Origin of the sequence: Paenibacillus solani, from assembly GCF_050475945.1 — a bacterium.
GTDB classification, from domain to species: domain Bacteria; phylum Bacillota; class Bacilli; order Paenibacillales; family Paenibacillaceae; genus Paenibacillus_AQ; species Paenibacillus_AQ solani_A.
The window spans coordinates 30447-47669 of sequence record NZ_JBCMXJ010000017.1 but is presented as its reverse complement, the minus strand read 5'-3'; the positions used below and the strand labels follow the sequence as shown (position 1 = coordinate 47669).

Genomic DNA, 17223 nt, shown 5'->3' with positions numbered 1-17223 from the left:
ATGAAGATTGTTGTCACAGGCGGCGCAGGATTTATAGGAAGCAACTTTATTCGATATATGCTGGCACAATATCCCCATGACGAAATTATTAACGTGGACTTGTTAACTTATGCCGGAAATTTGAGGAATTTAACGGATGTGCAGGATAATCCGAAGTACGAGTTTGTGAAGGCGGATATTGCCGATCGTTCATCATTAGAAACCGTATTTAAAAAGGGGGTCGACGCAGTTGTTAATTTTGCAGCTGAGTCGCATGTCGATCGCAGTATTGTGCAGCCAGAGATATTTGTTAAAACCAATGTACTAGGAACCCAGACGCTCCTTGATTTATCCAGGCACTATGGAGTTGGCAAGTTTGTACAGGTCTCTACGGATGAAGTATACGGAACGCTTGGAGATACAGGATTATTTACCGAAAATTCACCTCTTCAGCCCAATAGTCCTTATTCTGCAAGTAAGGCTGGCGCTGACTTGCTCGTACGAGCTTATTACGAGACATTCGGCTTACCGGTCAATATTACTCGCTGTTCAAATAATTATGGGCCTTACCAGTTTCCCGAGAAATTGATTCCGCTCATTATATATAATGCCATGCAAAATATCCCGATTCCAGTATATGGCGATGGCTTGAACGTACGTGACTGGCTATATGTAGAAGATCATTGCAGAGCTATCGATCTGGTCTTGCGTAGTGGCCAGGCCGGCGAAATATATAATATCGGCGGGAATAACGAAAGAAATAATTTGCAGGTCGTCTATACGATATTGGAAGAGTTAAACAAGCCGAAATCACTGATTCAGTACGTTGAAGATCGTCTTGGTCATGACCGCCGCTATGCTATTGATGCAGAAAAAATCCGAAATGAACTCGGTTGGACTCCGCAATATAATTACGAGAGCGGTATCCGGGCAACGATTCGCTGGTATCAAGATAACTTCTTCTAAGCGCTAAATAGGGGAACCTAAAGGTCATAGACCAGCCGGTGCCCCTTTTTTGAGATGTAGATGCCCCATATGTCAATGGAGTGTCGAATGCTCATGTAGGGTGTCTGTTGTCACTTTGTTCTGAATCATGAATTCTAATGGCATCTTCTTCAGACTTAAGATTGCGCTTTCGATTACATAATGTACAAGGTCCACGATGCGAATTGCATTCGGAAACACTCCCTGATTTAAGTACGGTAAGCCAGAGCTCAAGCTCTGGTGGAACTGCTTCGTTATGCATACACGTTACTTGGCGGCATTTTTTCGTTTGAGTACTATATACAGTCCGTGCATTGAGTGCTTGTTCCTACGCAAGATGCGGAATTTCAGGCCCTCTAATTGAAGGAACTTCAATAAGATAAATGATGCAGTTCAATCTAATCGGTGTTTTTGTAGAAAATTAGGCGTGATTCACAGTTATCTTCCATGTTAAAACCTTTCAGCATACCGGCTCTGTCCCGAGGCCATCCTATACGATGTTAATACATTCATTATAGAGATGGAGGATGAATCATGATGAAATCCAAGGCTCTCAACCTGACCGTCTCCACAGCATTGCTGCTAAGTATGGCTGCGGTAGCAGGATGCGGTAACACTACTGGCGGTAACACGACGCGCACCAAAAGTGTGGACACTGGCCGAATTGGTGTGAATTCTGTGCGGAATACCCATAATGTCGGCACCACCACCACCCGGCAGCATGACCTGACGAACCTGAAATACAGCAAAACGCTGTCGGAAAAAGTTTCAGAGATCAATGGTGTTGGACCTGCCCACGTATTTGTAACGAATCGTAATGCTTATGTTTCCCTATCCAGAAATGGCATGAACACAACTCATGGGATGAACACAACTCACGGAGTGAACACCAGAAACAACGGTCATATTACCGGTATGAACACCAGCAACAATAACGGTCATATTACCGGTATGAGTACAGGATCCAATCGACATCTCACGAATGGCACAACGAATGTCAGAAACCGGACATTTGGTACTTCAGGAACAGGCAGTGTTGGTATTCTTCGTGGAATGGCCAATGACACAAGACGCGGGTTAGAAAACATGACAGGTTTGGGCCGAAATGCCGATAACCGTGGTTTTGGTGTGAATGGAACAACAACCCATGGCGGCTTTGGCGGCAGCCATTATAATACTTTGAATGGAACCCGTACAAATGGGCTTATGGGTACAAATGGAACCCGCACAGATGGACTTATGGGTACTCGTGGAACCCACACAGATGGACTGATGGGTACTCGTGGAACCGGCACAGATGGGCTAATGGGTACTCGTGGAACCGGCACAGATGGGCTAATGGGTACTCGTGGAACCCGCACAGATGGACTCATGGGTACAACTGGTACAGGTACCACGAACGGTGTGACAAATAATACCTATATGGGAACCGGTATTAACGGCGTTCCTTATGGGACTTACAATCATAATATGGGCATCATGAGCACTAATCGTGAAGAAGTACCAGAGCATGTCCGTCAGGAAATTACGAGCAAGATCCGTAAGACTGCACCACATATCAGCCAAGTATATGTTTCCACAGATGAGGGTTTTTATCAGCATGCGCATGGTTATGCAACTGGAGGGCATGCGAGAAATACTGTTGGAACACTCTCGCGTGACTTCGGTTCATGGATCAACCGCGTATTTCCGCTTAGCCATGGGACTCGCGATGGTATGAATGATACCCGCGGCAATTTGACGAAGAACGATACAGATGACGGTTGGTTTGGCGGTAATCGAAACAGCCGGTAAAACTTCGATACAAAAAGGAGCTGCCCTAGGAATGAAATCCTAATAAGGCAGCTCCTTTGCTTGTAGTGATTCAAGCTCAAATATGATGGCTTCGCGAGCCATGCTCGATTAATGCTTGCGTTGTCCTTGAATCCAGACGCCTTGAAGATCTAAATCGCTTGACAGCAACAGAACGTCCGCAAGCTTGCCGGACTCAAGGGATCCTGTGCAATCCGCGATGCCGATCTTTCTGGCAGGATTGGTACTAGCTGCTTCAGAGGCCTGCTCAATGCTTAATCCGACCTTCCGTACCAGCATTTGAAAGCCTCTGATCATCGTGAGCGTACTGCCTGCCAAGCTATCCCTATTGTCTTTAAGCGTGGCGATACCGTTCTCAACGACAACCGGCAGATCGCCAAGCGTATATTCACCGTCAGGCATACCGGTAGCGGACATGGCATCGGTAATCAGAATCAGATTTTCTCTTGGTTTCATACGCGCCAGAATCTGCATGGCTGCAGGGTGTACGTGGATGCCGTCAGCTATAATTTCGCAGCTTAAACGGTCATCACCCAGCATCGCCCCCACCACGCCAGGCTTACGATGGTGCAGCCCGGTCATCGCATTGAACGTATGCACACCATGGCTAAGACCTGCCTCAACGGCGGTCTCCACTTCTTCATAAGAAGCATCCGTATGTCCCAGAGCGGCCACGATCCCGTGGTCTTTCAGCCAAGAGATCGCCTTGAGCGCTCCTTCGCGTTCAGGTGCGAGCGTCACTTGGCGAACCAGTTCAGGATAAGTGGATACCCACTCTTCCAGCCAATCGATATTGGCATGTACGATATGCTCAGGATTCTGGGCACCAGGCCATTTTGGACTAATGAAAGGTCCTTCGAGATGCACGCCTGCCAATTTCGTATATGGCATTCCTTGTTTACGGTAATTATGAACTTCCCCAAGTACATGGTCGATAGCTGCTTTAGGGGCTGTCATCGTGGTGGCGAGCATGGTCGTAGTTCCCTGTGAGCTGTGGAAGCTCGTGATCTTATCCAGGACTTCCTTAGAGGCATCCATGAAATCTTCGCCGTTACCCCCGTGTACGTGGATATCAACAAAGCCTGGAAGGATGTAGCCATCCGGTTGTTGAATGACTTCCGTTGCAGCCTGTTTCAGTTCGTCTGGAAGCTCGGAAACACTGCCGGCATAGGCAATGTTTTCTCCTTGGATAGCCAACACGCCATCTTCACATATGCCTGCGGGTGTCAATACTCGACCATACAATAGCTGAACAGCTTCTCGGTATTCACTCATACAAGTAAACTCCCTGCACCTTGATCAAGAAGGACAACGACATTAGGATGGCACTGAAGAAGCGATGCCGGGCAATCAGTGGTGATAGGTCCTTTCAAGGCACGTTTCACAGCTTCCGCTTTATCTTCGCCCCGGACGAGCAAGAGAATTTGACGGGCCTTCAGGATGGTCGCAACCCCCATTGTAATCGCATGAGTTGGAACATCATCCAGCGAAGGGAAGAATCGAGCGTTGGCGTTCCGTGTCTTCTCTTGCAGCTCAACGACATGAGTACCGCCGTTCAAAGATTCACCCGGTTCGTTAAATCCGATATGTCCATTATGACCAAGACCAAGGAGCTGCAGATCAACAGGACCATATTGTTCCAGCATGTTGTCGTAATTCCGGCACTCCTCTTCCGGATCGGCCGCATTGCCATTCGGTACGTGGGTATTTTCAATATTGATATCCACATGGTTGAACAGCTTCTCGTTCATGAAAGCCCGGTAGCTTTCGGGGTGATTCTCAGGAAGTCCTACGTATTCATCCAGATTATAAGTAGTTGTCTGAGCAAAGCTGACCAGACCCTGGCGGTTCATTTCAATTAGCTTGTTGTAGAGCCCGATGGGCGTGCTTCCGGTAGCCAGTCCCAGTTTAGCACGCGGATTGGTGTGCAGCAGCGCGGAGATCAGATTTGCGCCTGTTTGCACAAATTGTTCTTCATCCTTGAACGTGAAAATATTCATTGGTTATTGTCCTCCTCGGCTTTTACGGTAGTTTTGAACATTCAGATATGATTGCTCCAGACGGGGAACATATGTTGAGAAATCCCGGCTGGCCATACCCATAAACAGGATATCAATAATATGAAGCTGAGCAATACGTGATGCCATGTCGCCTCGGCGCATTCCTTCCTCGAGGGAAGAGGAATAGAGAGTAATATCGGCTAAAGCGGAGATGGCACTGCTTCGGTAAGAAGTGATGCTGATCGTAAATGCGCCCGCATCTTTGGCGCAAGCCAGGGCATCAATGGTCTCAGGCGTTTCCCCTGAGTACGAAACGGCAACGGCCACATCGTTTGAGGTCAAGGTAGAGGCTGAGGTAATCTGCATATGGGAATCTGCAAATGCGGTGCAGTTTTTTCCGATACGGATCAGCTTTTGATAGAAATCTTGAGCGACAATCGATGAGGTAGCCACACCGTATAGATCAATGCGCTTCGCACGGCATAATGCATCCACCGCACGCTCCAGTTGACCCAGATCCAGCAATTCCGTCGTATCCCGTATGGAAGTCAGATGGTTGGATTCAATCGCCTCAACGATACCAGCAAGCGGGTTGCCTGCCACAATATCCTGATAACGAGTATTCCCAGTGCGGGAAGCCATTTCAGCATGAGCGATCTCAGCGGCAAGCTTGAGCTTAAAATCAGGATACCCTTTACACTGAAAATTCTTACAGAAACGGGTAACTGTTGCAGCGCTGACCTCACACTGCTCGGCCAGATCTTTAATGCCCATATGCACAATCTCGGATGGAGTTGTCAGAATAAACTCTGCGAGCCGTCGTTCCTGACGGGGCAGGCTCTCCTTTTCGACAGAAATAATATGCAAGATTGGTGTCATCACAAGCCTCCTTCAGGGTTCCCGGTGAGCTTAATGTTGGGCATATACGGAAGGGACACTGTACTGAAAATAATTTTTAAAATGATGAAAAAATAAAGAAAATTATTTTTACACCCTCATCATAGACCAACCGTCTAGAGGAAGCAAGGAGAAAAATCACCAATACGCGATTATTGCCCAATTTGTTTGCTTCTTCCGCACCTTCACCCTTGCTCTGACATAAGATGAGTTGACTGTATCCCTTAACCTTGTTAGACCACACATACCCAGGCAAGGAGGGGTGACACCATTGAAGGGGACCGACCATAATAGCAAGTTCTTGTTAACCCACCGTGAACGCGAAGTTTTTGAATTGCTTGTGCAAGACAAAACGACTCGCGATATCGCTGGGCAGTTGTTTATTAGCGAAAAAACGGTGCGTAACCACATCTCCAACGTCATGCAGAAATTAAATGTTAAGGGCCGTTCGCAAGCTGTCGTTGAGCTGATAAAACTCGGTGAGTTGAAGATCTGACACCATGTTGGTTGCTGCATGAAACGAAAGCACAGCGAAGCCTTCCTTCCCGGGTGCACCGGGATTGAGAAGGCTTTTTTGTGTGTATTATAAAGCTTAGTATTAGGTATCTGAGTGAGCTGGGAGCTTGTAACCGGAGAAGATAAGCACTTTGTCCATCTGGAGCCGCGGATCCGGGCGAAGGTTAAAACCAGTAACTGGACCAGGAAAGGCATGCTGCTGTCACCAGCGTTCGTTGAGTTTGTCATTTGATTTGGAAAATGGAGGAATTCCTCTTAGAATGTCGAAATATGCATGGTAGGTGAATATGATGACTTATCGTGAACAATTAATACAAAATATGGAATCAGATGACAGGTTGTTTAGATTACTTACTGTCACATTTATCATAGGATTGGCACTCTGCTTTTGTATTCCAAAGAAGTTATTTGAAACCAACGAAAAACTAGCGGATTTTATAATGAACCAATTACTTATCACTACTCCAATTGTTGTGATGATTTTATATGCAATTTACGTATTTTTTATAGAGTGAATATAGTTGAGAACAAGTCGCTGAAACGCGGCTATTTTGTAGTACGCTAGCCACCTATATGTCACGGGTGAACATGGGGTACCGAGATAATTATACGAGACGGTCTTGGTATCCCTTATTTAATTACATGGCACACGGGAAGATGAAACGTCTTGCCTTGATCGCCAACATTTGACGAGCTTGTGCATTAATTGGTAAATGGAGGAATTCCCCTTTTAATGTCGAAATATGCATGGTGGGGGGATCAATTTAATGATTTTTCAAGAAGCGTTTGAAAATATGGATGAAAGATTTTTTGGGGTAATGTTTGTTACCTGTGTCATAGTATTTTTGATTATCCTTTGTATACCTAAGAAATTATATGAAACCAACGAAAAATTAGCAAATCTTATAGAAAACCATTTACTTATTACTGTTCCAAGCACCGTATTTATTGTATACCTGATTTACTCATTTTTTATAGAGTAAATATAACAGAGAACAAGTCGCTGAAAAGCGGCTTTTTTTGTAGTACGCTAGCCACCTATATGTATACGGGTGGGGGATATCTAGATACCTATTCGGCACGGTCTTGGCATCCCTATTTTTTCGAGCTTGTGCATTGATTTGGAAAATGGAGGAATTCCCCTTTAAATGTCGAAACATGCATTTTGGAGGGGGTGTAAATGGGATATTTATACTCGCGTTATTCTTATGGTTTTGATGATAACGAAATTTTTGGAATAGTAGCTTTGACTTTGACTATTTCATTTTCAATTTTGCATTTGTTAACGGATACTAAAATCTTGCCAGAGAGATTGAGGGATAACGAGAAAGTATTTGATTTTTTAGTTTTTTCATTTTCGATTGTTATTCCAGCTATTGTATTTGTGGTATACGGCATTTTCTTCTATGACTATGATTAAAGCCACCCAATACGGGTGCTTTTTTTATGCTAAAGTAAGTCTGTTCCTAATGTCGAGTGCTAACATAAATAAACAAAAGAGCAAAATCTGAAGGGATATCAAGCAAGAGAACATCCAAAGCTGCAAAAAATCCGAAATTTATAGGATGTTATTATAAACTGCTTACTACACGAAAATATTCATGATTGAACGAAAGAAAATAGCTGCTCCCACTGCAAGGGCTATAAATCCAATAACTCCGAAACGTAATAAATCGGAATCATAGTATATCTCGTCTTCAGGGATATTATTGATCCATTTCACCCAGTCAGCATCGGGTTTTAACAAATAGAACAATCCCAGTACGGCAATCAAAAGTCCAAATATTGTAGTAAATAGATTCAGAACCAGAGTTAACATAATAATCACCCCTAAGTAAATACGTGATAAATCTCAAAAGTTTCCAAATTGAAGGAGCAATAAAGGATAACAGCCACTAGCCATGAACGAAGCAAATGATGATGCCGTCTGCCATGAAAGATGATGGTATGATAAAATAATCTGCAATAGTATTAAAACATTTTTTAGATATTTTAACGTCGCTTATATGTAGACATGAGAATCATAGGTCAAAACTCTATTTTGATTATAGCTGTTTTATGCAAATGTCTTTCATCTACTGGAGGTGTATAAATATGGGACCGGTGACTTGGACAGTGGCTGCAGTCGCAGCAATAGCCGTTGTTGCCTTAAGCATATGGGGCTGGTCCAGACGCACGCGAGGGAGCGGGCATAACAGTAATGTCATAGACCTGAAGTCGAAATTAAAAGATAGCAGGGCAAAAGATGTACAAGCCTGCAGTAAATGCCGCCGAAAGCGTCAAGTGACCTTTTATGCAGATGATTCTGGGGCTGTGCGCGGACTGTGTCAGGAGTGCAAACAAGAGCTTAGCCAACATCGGGAATTATATCCCGTGTAACTGTTCATGGAGATATAAAGAGGAAGTGCCAAGAAAAATCACTTGGTTCACTCCCTCTTTTTTTATGCCATAAAGTACAAGCGCCTCAAAGAGTATAAAAAGTGTCTATTCCCTAACTTCTGCAAGATTGTGTATAGTGAATTACAGTTCCTATAGTCAAAAGGGAGTGTGGTCGACTTGAAGAGGATGGGCCAGTTGAATACACTACGAAATCAGATTTTCCTTGGATTTATGCTGGTGATGATCACCGTGCTGACATTGGTCGGCGTTTTCGTATACGGTCAGGTCTCGGTGCTGCTACGCAACAGTGCAGAGAAGCATATTCAACAGACAGCGGTACAAGCAACAGGCAAGCTGGATGCGCTGCTTAAACAGGTTGATACATTGACGGCTCAGGTGTCCACCAACGCGCTGGTGCAGCGTTATTTGACCCAGGAGACTGCAGGGAAGCCGATCAGCTTCGCTGAGCGGCAATCTCTCCAGCAGGAGGTCCGCAAGTACGAAGCGTATGCTACCGGCATTCGCTCGATGGAATTGTATACAACCGACTATCGTCGTCTGTTTCCGCTGGATGAAGGCCGCTTAACCAGCCGGATTCGAGGCGATTGGATCGTGGCAGCCGATGAAGGAAAAGGGAAGCTGGTCTGGTTCGGTCAGGACCCCAGGGATTCGGATGTGGTGGTAGCTCTCCGGAGAATCCGGCTAATTGACCACTCCTTTGCTCATGGAGGTTATTTGCTCGTGAGGCTGGAGAAAGACTATTTTGCATGGACGGATTCGGCTGTCGACAGTGATTCAAGAGAAAGTATGGGGCTGTTTGACCAGGCGGGCAATGAAATTACATCGGATTTTGCTACGATTGTGGACGCGAAGGAGGTACTGGACCGGGAAGGGGAGACGGTTACGATCGGCGATAAAGACTTCATTGCCGTCCAGAAGCAATCCGAAGCAACCGGATGGAATCTGGTGATCTTGACTCCGGTTGATTATACAACTGAGGGAATATCCGTGCTGCGCACGGCCATTATTATATCTGGAGGCGTTGGCGCGCTGTTGTTTCTGTTCTTAAGTTTTATTCTGACAACGATGATCATACGTCCCATCTTGAATTTGATCAGGGCGATGCGCGGTGTCCGGCTGGGAACGCTTAAACCCATTGCCGTGACCTCAAAAACGATGGAGATTAACGAGCTTAACAATTCATATAACCAGATGGTGGATTCGCTGAACGAATTAATCGAGGTAGTGTATCAGAAAGAGATTATCCAGAGCCGGACTGAGCTCAAAGCACTGCAGGCGCAGATCAATCCGCATTTTCTGTTTAACACTCTGGAAGCGTTTTATTGGGCGCTTGATGATCAAGGGGAAGAGGAGCTGGCTCAGATCATGGTTGCGATGTCAGGATTGTTTCGCTATGTCATCAACCGCAAAGACGAGGACGAATGGGTAACACTCAGGGATGAGCTCGATCATGCGGAACGATACTTGATGATTATGAAGATGCGTATGCTGGACAGATTGTCCTGGAGGATTGAGGCAGACGAAGACTGTAATAGTGTGCCAATCCCGAAGCTGCTAATTCAGCCGATTGTTGAAAATGCGATCCTGCATGGTGTTGAACAGCGATTGGGACCAGGCACTGTGATTGTGCGTGCACAAGCATCCGATCGAGAAGGGTATACTGTCATTTCGGTTGCCGACGACGGTCCCGGGATGAGCGAGGAGACGATAGCCTCCCTGTATTCCTCGATGAAAAGAGGGTACGCAGATTCCACCAAAAAAAGCGGTGTTGGTATTGCCAATGTGGAGCAGCGAATTCGGCTGTATTACGCTTCTGAGGAAGCTGGCCTGCGTATTCATAGCGTCTTGGGTCAGGGGACGATCATCTCATTTGAGATTCCTAATCATGTCTCTAGCTATGGGGGAGGGGGAAGAGCATGAAAACGATACTGATCGTTGATGACGAACCGAGAACGAGGGAAGGGGTAAGGAAGACCCTGGAGGCATGGTCATCTGGCCGTTATCGAATTGTAACCGCTTCAAGCGGTGTAGAGGCCTTGCAATGGCTGCAGGAACAGGATGCACATTTAGTGGTGACGGATATCCGGATGCCGGAAATCGGTGGACTGGAGCTTATGGAGAGATTACATGAATTGCCGCACCCGCCGGTTATTATCGTGATTTCCGGTTATTCGGAATTCGATTATGCGCGCAAAGCGTTGCAATATGGTGTGGTGGACTATCTTCTAAAGCCGCTGGATAAGCGAAAGCTGGTGGCTGCAGTCGAAGCTGCCCTGGAACGCGGGAAAAAAATAGATCGGATCGAGCGGATGGAGAAACTGGTGGATCCGAAGCTGCTGGAGGCGGCACAGCAAGATAAAGTCTATTGCATCCAGGTGCAGGAAGCGTTGAGATATGTAGACCAACGTCTGCAAGAGACAATATCGTTAAAAGAAATGGCAGAAGTGCTGCATTTGAATTCGAGTTATTTCAGTGTGCTTTTTAAGGATCAGACCGGGATTACCTTCAGTGAATATGTAACTCGCCGCAGAGTGCAGCGCGCCAAGGAGCTGCTTGTGGGTACATCACTGCCCGTAGCAGATATAGCGGAGAAGGTGGGATACCAGACAGCGAAATATTTTGTGAAAGTATTCCGTGATCAGGAAAATATAAGTCCGAGCCAATATCGGCATAGCGTTGTAGACAGCGAAAACGAAATCTAATAAAAGTGGAATTAGTCCCAATCATTATGACCTTATGCAACCAGCCCCTCACTGATAAAATTCAATTAAAGCGGTTTCATAACGCGAACAGCACACGAGAAAAGGGGTTGAACACATGTTTAACAAGAAATGGACGATTCTGCTTTTGACATTGTGTCTTGCTATGGTTACAGCCGGTTGCGGGTCGAGCAAGAGCAGTACGGGAGATACGGGTAATAGCGGCAACAAAGGCGATAAAGTCACGGTAAATTTCATGCACTTATGGCCTGCAGGCGTTTCTGCAGGACAGAACAAAATCGTGAATCAGATTATCGAAGAATATCAAAAAGAAAATCCGAATGTCACGATCAAACAGGAAGTGTTGGATAATGAACAATACAAGAATAAATTGAAAGTGCTTTCGGCTTCGAATGAGCTTCCGGATGTAGGGGTGACCTGGGCAGCGGGCTTCCTGAAGCCTTATGTCGAAGGCAACCTGTTTGCACCGATAGATGATTTGCTGGATGGTGAGCTTAACGGCAAATTCGTAGCCGGCACGACCGAAGCTTATGCCATTGATGGCAAAACATATGCGCTTCCGCTTGAGTTCAATATCGCGCCGGTTTACTATAACAAAGCGATTTTCGAACAGTATAAACTGGAGGTTCCGCAAACCTACGAGGAGTTCAAGAATGTCGTAAAAACGCTGTCGGAGAACGGAATTGCCCCTATTGCGCTGGGCAACAAGGATCGCTGGACCGGATCGCTCTGGTACATGTATCTGGCAGACCGGATCGGCGGGCAAGCAGCGCTTGCTAATGCAATCAGCGGCTCAGGCTCCTTCAAGGATGAAGCGCTTGTAAAGGCAGCTGCCGAAGTTCAATCGCTGGTGGATAGCAATGCGTTTGTCAAAGGGTTCAACGGCTTGTCCAACGAGGAAGCGAAATCCGAATTCCTGAACAGCAAAGCAGCCATGTACATGATGGGCACCTGGGAATTGCCAAACTTTACAACCAATGAAGAGATTCCGCAAGAATTTCGCGACAGCGTAGGGTTCTTCAAATTTCCGACGATTGAAGGCGGAAAAGGTGACATCAATAGCTGGGTTGGCGGGCCGGGCGTCGGTTTGTTCATCGGTGAGAACTCCAAGGTAAAAGATGAATCCAAGAAGTTCGTTGAGTATTTTGTAACCAAGTGGGGTGAGCAGTCCGTCACAGGTGCGGGCGTGATCCCTGCTACGAAAGTGGATACCTCGGCGCTCGAGCTTCCGCAGTTATACATTGATTTGTTCGATGAAATGAACCAAGCAAGCAGTATTACCTTGTTCGCAGACGTGCAGATGGAAGCGAATGCTGCTGAGACGCATTTGAACATGATCCAGGCACTCTTCGGCAAAGCCGTAACACCGGATAAATTCTCCGAAGAGCATGATGCGGCGATCTCCAAAGGGAACTAAGACTCTACTAGACAACGAAGACACACAGGGACCTGACGATCCGGCAGCTTTGCCGGATGAGTCTCTCTCTAGACCATATGTAGAAAGGAGTCTGGACACTTTGGATAAAGTGATGTCTAACAAAAAGATTATCGCCCTGTATGTATTGCCTGCACTGCTAGTCATTATGGCTGTAGTCTATATTCCGATCATACTTACCGCCTACTATGGATTGAATAAATGGAACGGCATCGGTGCCATGACCTTCATCGGTTTTGATAACTATCAGGCTCTGCTCACGGATGGCAAGTTCTGGGATAGTGCATGGCACTCCCTGCTGTTAGCCGTATTCTCGGCTGCAAGCCTGTTAATCTATCTGGCCGTGGCGATGGTGCTGGCCTCCAAGATCAAAGGGGCTAACCTGTTTCGCAAAATCTATTTGATCCCGATGCTGCTGTCTTCCGTAGCGATTGCGCAGCTCTGGCTCCGCATTTACCATCCAACGAACGGGATCGTGAATAGTTTTCTGGAGTCTATCGGAATCACAAACCCTCCCGCATGGCTCGCTGAACCGTCACTTGTATTATTCGCCTTGTTCATTCCGATTCTGTGGCAGTATGCCGGTTTTTATATATTGATTTATTATGCGGCTCTGAAGAATATTCCGGCATCGCTGGAGGAGGCAGCCAAGATCGATGGGGCGACCTCCCTGCAAATTGCGTTCCGGATCAAGCTTCCGCTCATTATGGAAGTGATCAAGGTTACGATTGTGCTGGCGGTTGTAGGTTCTCTGAAATATTTTGATCTCATCTTTGTTATGACGGACGGGGGGCCTAACGGCGCAAGCGAAGTCATGGCATCCTACATGTATCACACGGCTTTCCGCGCTTATGATTTCGGTTACGGAAGTGCGATCGGCTTCTTTCTGCTGGTGATCTGTTTGATCGTAACGTGGGTCATACGGAAACTAACGGCATCCAAAGAAACGATCCAATATTCATAAGGGGGAATGCTTCATGATATCCGGAGCCACAGGACAGCTTCAAGATAGACGCACCAGGTCCGGTAACGGAGTGGGAGGCAAGCTGGGTTACGCACTGCTGTATATCGTGTTAATCGGCGTAGCTGTATTCCAGCTGTTCCCACTGGTATGGCTGCTGTTGTTCTCATTGAAAAATAATCAGGAAGTATTTAATCTTCCACCTCTGTCCCTGCCGATGAATCCACGCTGGGAGAATTACGAGAAAGTGTGGAGTGCGGGCAATATAAGCGTATATTTCTTGAATAGTGTTTGGATAACCGTCGCAGCGACGGCATTTACGGTCATCCTGGGAAGTCTTGTAACCTTTGCAATTACGAGAATGAAATGGAGAGGCAGCTCCTTTGTCCTTGGATTGTTCATGGTCGCCATGATGATCCCGGTACATTCTACTTTGATTCCGTTATTCAGTATGTTTAATAAGGTCGGCTTGACCGATCATCCGATTTCTTTGATATTGTCCTACGTGGCCTTTAATATGCCAATCACGATCATGATTCTGCTTGGGTTTTATTATACGCTCCCTAAAGAAGTGGAAGAGGCAGCCGTCATGGATGGCTGTTCGGTTCACCGCGTTTTCTTTCGAATCGTGCTTCCGATGACAGGCTCGGTTCTGGCAACGACAGCGATTATTAATATGATTTATAACTGGAATGAGTTTATCTTCGTGAATACGTTTATCAGCTCGGATATGTTTAAGACACTTACTGTAGGCGTTCAGAATTTTATTGGACAGTATACAACTGACTGGGGTGCCATCGGCGCAACCTTGATGATCAGTATTTTGCCAATCCTGTTAATGTTCCTGTTCTTGAGCGATCGGATCGTGGAAGGCATTGCTGCAGGCTCGGTAAAAGGTTAGGTATTATAGAATTCATCTTGAAATGGAACAATAAAAACGAGCCGTATCGAGGGGAACACCCCGGATCGGCTCGTTTGTTTTATACATATCTCTTTACACCTAAACCCAGCCCAATGCCCGGGCCACCTGTGTTACAAGGAATGTGACTCCGATAGCGATGGCTGTCGGTATGGCAAAAGACAGGAAGGTCCACTTGGCGCTTTTGGTCTCCTTCCAGATGTTCACAAGTGTGGTTCCACAAGGATAGTGGAGCAGGGAGAACAGCATCATGTTCAGCGCAGTTAGCCAGGTCCAGCCTTGGTTCAGAAAGATTTGCTTGAGGGCAAACATATCGGTAACCTCAGTCAAGGAGCCTGTTGCCAAGTACCCCATCAGCAGGATCGGTAGCACAATTTCATTAGCGGGTAGGCCGATGATAAAGGCCATCAGAATGAAACCGTCGAGTCCGAGAGCACGTGCAAACGGATCTAAGAACTGAACGAAATGAATGAGAATGCTGCTGTCGCCAATATAGATATTGGCAAGGACCCAGGTCAACACGCCGGCAGGGGCCGCTACAATTACAGCTCTGCGCAGAACGTAGATGGTTTTATCCAGGGTTGCCCGAAGGATCGTGTTCAGAATTTTCGGTTTGCGGTATGGTGGCAGTTCCAGCGTGTAGTGGGATGGAATGCCTTTTAATGCGGTTTTGGATAGTCCCCATGATACCGTGAGGGTGACAACGACGCCGATCAGTACCATCCCCATAACAACGGAGGCTGTTACAAGCGTCTGGGCTCCTCCTGAGAAACCAGCAGCCATAAATAATGAAGCTAACAGGATCAGCGTTGGCCAGCGGCCGTTGCAGGGCACGAAGTTGTTCGTCAGGATGGCGAGCATCCGCTCGCGCGGCGATTCGATAATCCGGGTTGACATAATAGCCGCCGCATTACAGCCGAATCCCATTGCCATGGTGAGGGACTGTTTCCCGTGGGCTCCTGTTTTTTTGAACAGACGGTCGAGATTGAAGGCCACTCGAGGCAGATAACCGTAATTCTCCAGGAGGGCAAAGACCGGAAAAAAGATCGCCATCGGAGGCAGCATCACACTGATAACCCATGCAGTTCCCCTGAATAACCCGAGTATCAGGATGCCATGAAGCCAGTCAGGAGCATGAAGAGCCTGGAAGGCCATCGTAAGATATCCTTCAATCCAGCCGAAGAAACTTGCCAGCATGGAAGAAGGCACGTTAGCTCCCGCTATCGTTAAATAAAAGATGGCACCAAGCATGGCCAGCATGATCGGAAATCCCCACAGCTTGGAGGTGAAGATGCGGTCCAGACGCTCAGAGCGGTAGAGTAGGTCCCGGTCGGTTACCTTCACAGCGTCGCTGCACAGCTCACGGGACTTTTTGAATAACTCGCCCACGATGGCTTCCCGGACATCCTCTGCCTGCTCAGCAGGAATGGTGGCTGTTAGAGCTTCCAAGCGCTTTAGCTGTTCCAAAGGATATCCCTCCTTTTTGTGAGGCCGATAGTCTGTCTTTTAAGGTCGCGATCAGCTTCCGATCCCCATCCAGTAAACGAATAGCCAGCCATCTTGCAGGATATTCGCTGCCGAAGATATCTCTTAATTCAGACTCCAGTCTGGTAATCTGAGCTTCCATCTCCTTATTGTATTTCATCCGGTACGGCGTGGTCGGAGTCTGCCCTGTGCACATCAGAAGCAGCTGCTCGGACAGGGTATCCAGCCCATCGTTGTTTCTGGCCGATATTGGGATAACGGGAACCCCGAGCTGATTCGCCAGCTTGCGTGCGTTAATCTGGATACCTTTTTTCTTCGCTTCGTCCATCAGATTCAGGCAGATGATGACCCGGTCGGTCATTTCCAGCACTTGCAGCGCAAGGTTAAGGCTTCTTTCCAGTGCTGTAGAATCCAGTACCAGCAGGGTAACGTCCGGTTTCTCAAAAATAATATAATCGCGCGCCACTTCTTCATCGGCCGAGTTGGAGAACAAGGAGTACGTCCCGGGCAGATCGATAAATTGGAAGCGGGTGTCTTTGTAATCGTAATTGCCGCTTGCTAGACTGACTGTTTTGCCTGACCAGTTGCCGGTGTGCTGCTTCAGGCCGGTGAGCGCATTAAAAAGCGTGCTTTTTCCCGTGTTCGGGTTGCCAGCCAGCGCGACGGTAAAAGTTCTCATGATGACATCACCTTACCCCAGATTAACTGACTTTCTTCTTTTCTTAATGCAATGACGGTACCTGCTACTCTATAAGAGGTGGGGTCGCCGAGGGGGCTGGCTTTCAGCACTTCAATAACGGAGCCCGGGACGAATCCGAGGTCCAGAAGCCGTCGTTTATGCTCTCCACGGATATCCACCTGTTCAATCAGAAATCGCTCGCCGAGCGCTGCCTGATGCAAATGCTGCCTATATTTTGTCTCATCCATAAAGTTTAACCTCTTCCTACTAAATTGGGCCGAGCATATATTGTTTCCTCGAAGCAACTTTATGCCTATAGTATGACTGAATGTGTATATTGTCAACTGGATTCATCAGATATTTATTCCAGTTTCATGCGGCGTTTGACGATGTAATCACCATGTTATGCTTGAAGAAAGAACAAAATACATGTTAT

General features: G+C 46.8%; 18 protein-coding genes. 11 read left to right on the top strand and 7 right to left on the bottom strand.

What is annotated here, in order from left to right:
- Nucleotides 1-945 carry a dTDP-glucose 4,6-dehydratase gene (gene rfbB, locus ABEQ74_RS22110; protein ID WP_430124306.1) on the top strand — a complete coding sequence of 315 codons (945 nt, stop codon included), beginning with the start codon at nucleotides 1-3 and terminating at the stop codon, nucleotides 943-945.
- Between the two features lie 552 nt (nucleotides 946-1497).
- Nucleotides 1498-2757 carry a YhcN/YlaJ family sporulation lipoprotein gene (locus tag ABEQ74_RS22105; RefSeq protein ID WP_430124305.1) on the top strand — a complete coding sequence of 420 codons (1260 nt, stop codon included), beginning with the start codon at nucleotides 1498-1500 and terminating at the stop codon, nucleotides 2755-2757.
- 108 nt (nucleotides 2758-2865) lie between these two features.
- On the opposite strand, the gene nagA is transcribed toward ABEQ74_RS22105, so the two are convergent.
- Genes nagA through ABEQ74_RS22090 form a run of 3 tightly spaced genes read right to left on the bottom strand, consistent with a single transcriptional unit; the run spans nucleotide 2866 to nucleotide 5654 of the window.
- The gene (nagA, locus tag ABEQ74_RS22100; RefSeq protein WP_430124304.1) at nucleotides 2866-4050 is read right to left on the bottom strand and encodes an N-acetylglucosamine-6-phosphate deacetylase; all 1185 of its coding nucleotides are present in this window, start codon (nucleotides 4048-4050) and stop codon (nucleotides 2866-2868) included.
- Nucleotides 4047-4775, bottom strand: a complete 729-nt coding sequence (gene nagB, locus ABEQ74_RS22095) for a glucosamine-6-phosphate deaminase (RefSeq protein WP_430124303.1) — start codon at nucleotides 4773-4775, stop codon at nucleotides 4047-4049. The genes nagA and nagB overlap by 4 nt, the downstream gene beginning before the upstream one ends.
- A gap of 3 nt (nucleotides 4776-4778) precedes the next feature.
- Nucleotides 4779-5654, bottom strand: a complete 876-nt coding sequence (locus tag ABEQ74_RS22090) for a MurR/RpiR family transcriptional regulator (RefSeq protein WP_430124302.1) — start codon at nucleotides 5652-5654, stop codon at nucleotides 4779-4781.
- 289 nt (nucleotides 5655-5943) lie between these two features.
- On the opposite strand from ABEQ74_RS22090, the gene ABEQ74_RS22085 reads away from it, so the two are divergent.
- The 3 genes from ABEQ74_RS22085 to ABEQ74_RS22075 all read left to right on the top strand — a co-directional run bounded on the left by ABEQ74_RS22085 (nucleotide 5944) and on the right by ABEQ74_RS22075 (nucleotide 7608).
- Complete coding sequence (locus tag ABEQ74_RS22085) at nucleotides 5944-6168, top strand: helix-turn-helix domain-containing protein (protein WP_006208732.1); 225 nt, start codon at nucleotides 5944-5946, stop codon at nucleotides 6166-6168.
- Between the two features lie 787 nt (nucleotides 6169-6955).
- On the top strand, nucleotides 6956-7171 hold the full coding sequence (locus tag ABEQ74_RS22080; protein WP_430124300.1) for a hypothetical protein: 216 nt from the start codon (nucleotides 6956-6958) through the stop codon (nucleotides 7169-7171).
- Nucleotides 7172-7368: 197 nt separating this feature from the next.
- Nucleotides 7369-7608, top strand: coding sequence for a hypothetical protein (locus ABEQ74_RS22075; protein ID WP_430124298.1), 240 nt, complete (start codon nucleotides 7369-7371; stop codon nucleotides 7606-7608).
- Nucleotides 7609-7773: 165 nt separating this feature from the next.
- Here ABEQ74_RS22075 and ABEQ74_RS22070 read toward each other — a convergent pair whose 3' ends face one another.
- Nucleotides 7774-8007: a hypothetical protein gene (locus ABEQ74_RS22070; protein ID WP_430124297.1), complete on the bottom strand. Its 234-nt coding sequence runs from the start codon at nucleotides 8005-8007 to the stop codon at nucleotides 7774-7776.
- 275 nt (nucleotides 8008-8282) lie between these two features.
- Here ABEQ74_RS22070 and ABEQ74_RS22065 point away from each other — a divergent pair, with 275 nt between their 5' ends.
- The 6 genes from ABEQ74_RS22065 (at nucleotide 8283) to ABEQ74_RS22040 (ending at nucleotide 14605) form a co-directional block, all read left to right on the top strand.
- Nucleotides 8283-8567 carry a hypothetical protein gene (locus ABEQ74_RS22065; protein WP_430124296.1) on the top strand — a complete coding sequence of 95 codons (285 nt, stop codon included), beginning with the start codon at nucleotides 8283-8285 and terminating at the stop codon, nucleotides 8565-8567.
- 177 nt (nucleotides 8568-8744) lie between these two features.
- Nucleotides 8745-10508, top strand: coding sequence for a cache domain-containing sensor histidine kinase (locus ABEQ74_RS22060; RefSeq protein ID WP_430124295.1), 1764 nt, complete (start codon nucleotides 8745-8747; stop codon nucleotides 10506-10508).
- Nucleotides 10505-11290 (top strand): response regulator transcription factor, encoded by a 786-nt coding sequence (locus ABEQ74_RS22055; protein WP_430124294.1) that lies wholly within the window; start codon nucleotides 10505-10507, stop codon nucleotides 11288-11290. Before ABEQ74_RS22060 ends, ABEQ74_RS22055 begins: the two co-directional genes overlap by 4 nt.
- Before the next feature lie 115 nt (nucleotides 11291-11405).
- Complete coding sequence (locus ABEQ74_RS22050; protein WP_430124293.1) at nucleotides 11406-12725, top strand: extracellular solute-binding protein; 1320 nt, start codon at nucleotides 11406-11408, stop codon at nucleotides 12723-12725.
- A gap of 100 nt (nucleotides 12726-12825) precedes the next feature.
- Nucleotides 12826-13707, top strand: coding sequence for a carbohydrate ABC transporter permease (locus ABEQ74_RS22045; protein WP_430124292.1), 882 nt, complete (start codon nucleotides 12826-12828; stop codon nucleotides 13705-13707).
- A 13-nt stretch (nucleotides 13708-13720) separates the two neighbouring features.
- Nucleotides 13721-14605: a carbohydrate ABC transporter permease gene (locus tag ABEQ74_RS22040; protein WP_430124291.1), complete on the top strand. Its 885-nt coding sequence runs from the start codon at nucleotides 13721-13723 to the stop codon at nucleotides 14603-14605.
- A gap of 99 nt (nucleotides 14606-14704) precedes the next feature.
- Here the strand turns inward: ABEQ74_RS22040 and ABEQ74_RS22035 are convergent, their stop codons facing one another.
- Genes ABEQ74_RS22035 through ABEQ74_RS22025 form a run of 3 tightly spaced genes read right to left on the bottom strand, consistent with a single transcriptional unit; the run spans nucleotide 14705 to nucleotide 17035 of the window.
- Complete coding sequence (locus tag ABEQ74_RS22035) at nucleotides 14705-16090, bottom strand: nucleoside recognition domain-containing protein (RefSeq protein WP_430124290.1); 1386 nt, start codon at nucleotides 16088-16090, stop codon at nucleotides 14705-14707.
- The gene (locus tag ABEQ74_RS22030; protein ID WP_430124289.1) at nucleotides 16041-16787 is read right to left on the bottom strand and encodes a FeoB small GTPase domain-containing protein; all 747 of its coding nucleotides are present in this window, start codon (nucleotides 16785-16787) and stop codon (nucleotides 16041-16043) included. Before ABEQ74_RS22030 ends, ABEQ74_RS22035 begins: the two co-directional genes overlap by 50 nt.
- On the bottom strand, nucleotides 16784-17035 hold the full coding sequence (locus ABEQ74_RS22025) for a FeoA family protein (protein WP_127589552.1): 252 nt from the start codon (nucleotides 17033-17035) through the stop codon (nucleotides 16784-16786). The genes ABEQ74_RS22030 and ABEQ74_RS22025 overlap by 4 nt, the downstream gene beginning before the upstream one ends.
- Between the last annotated feature and the right edge of the window lie 188 nt (nucleotides 17036-17223).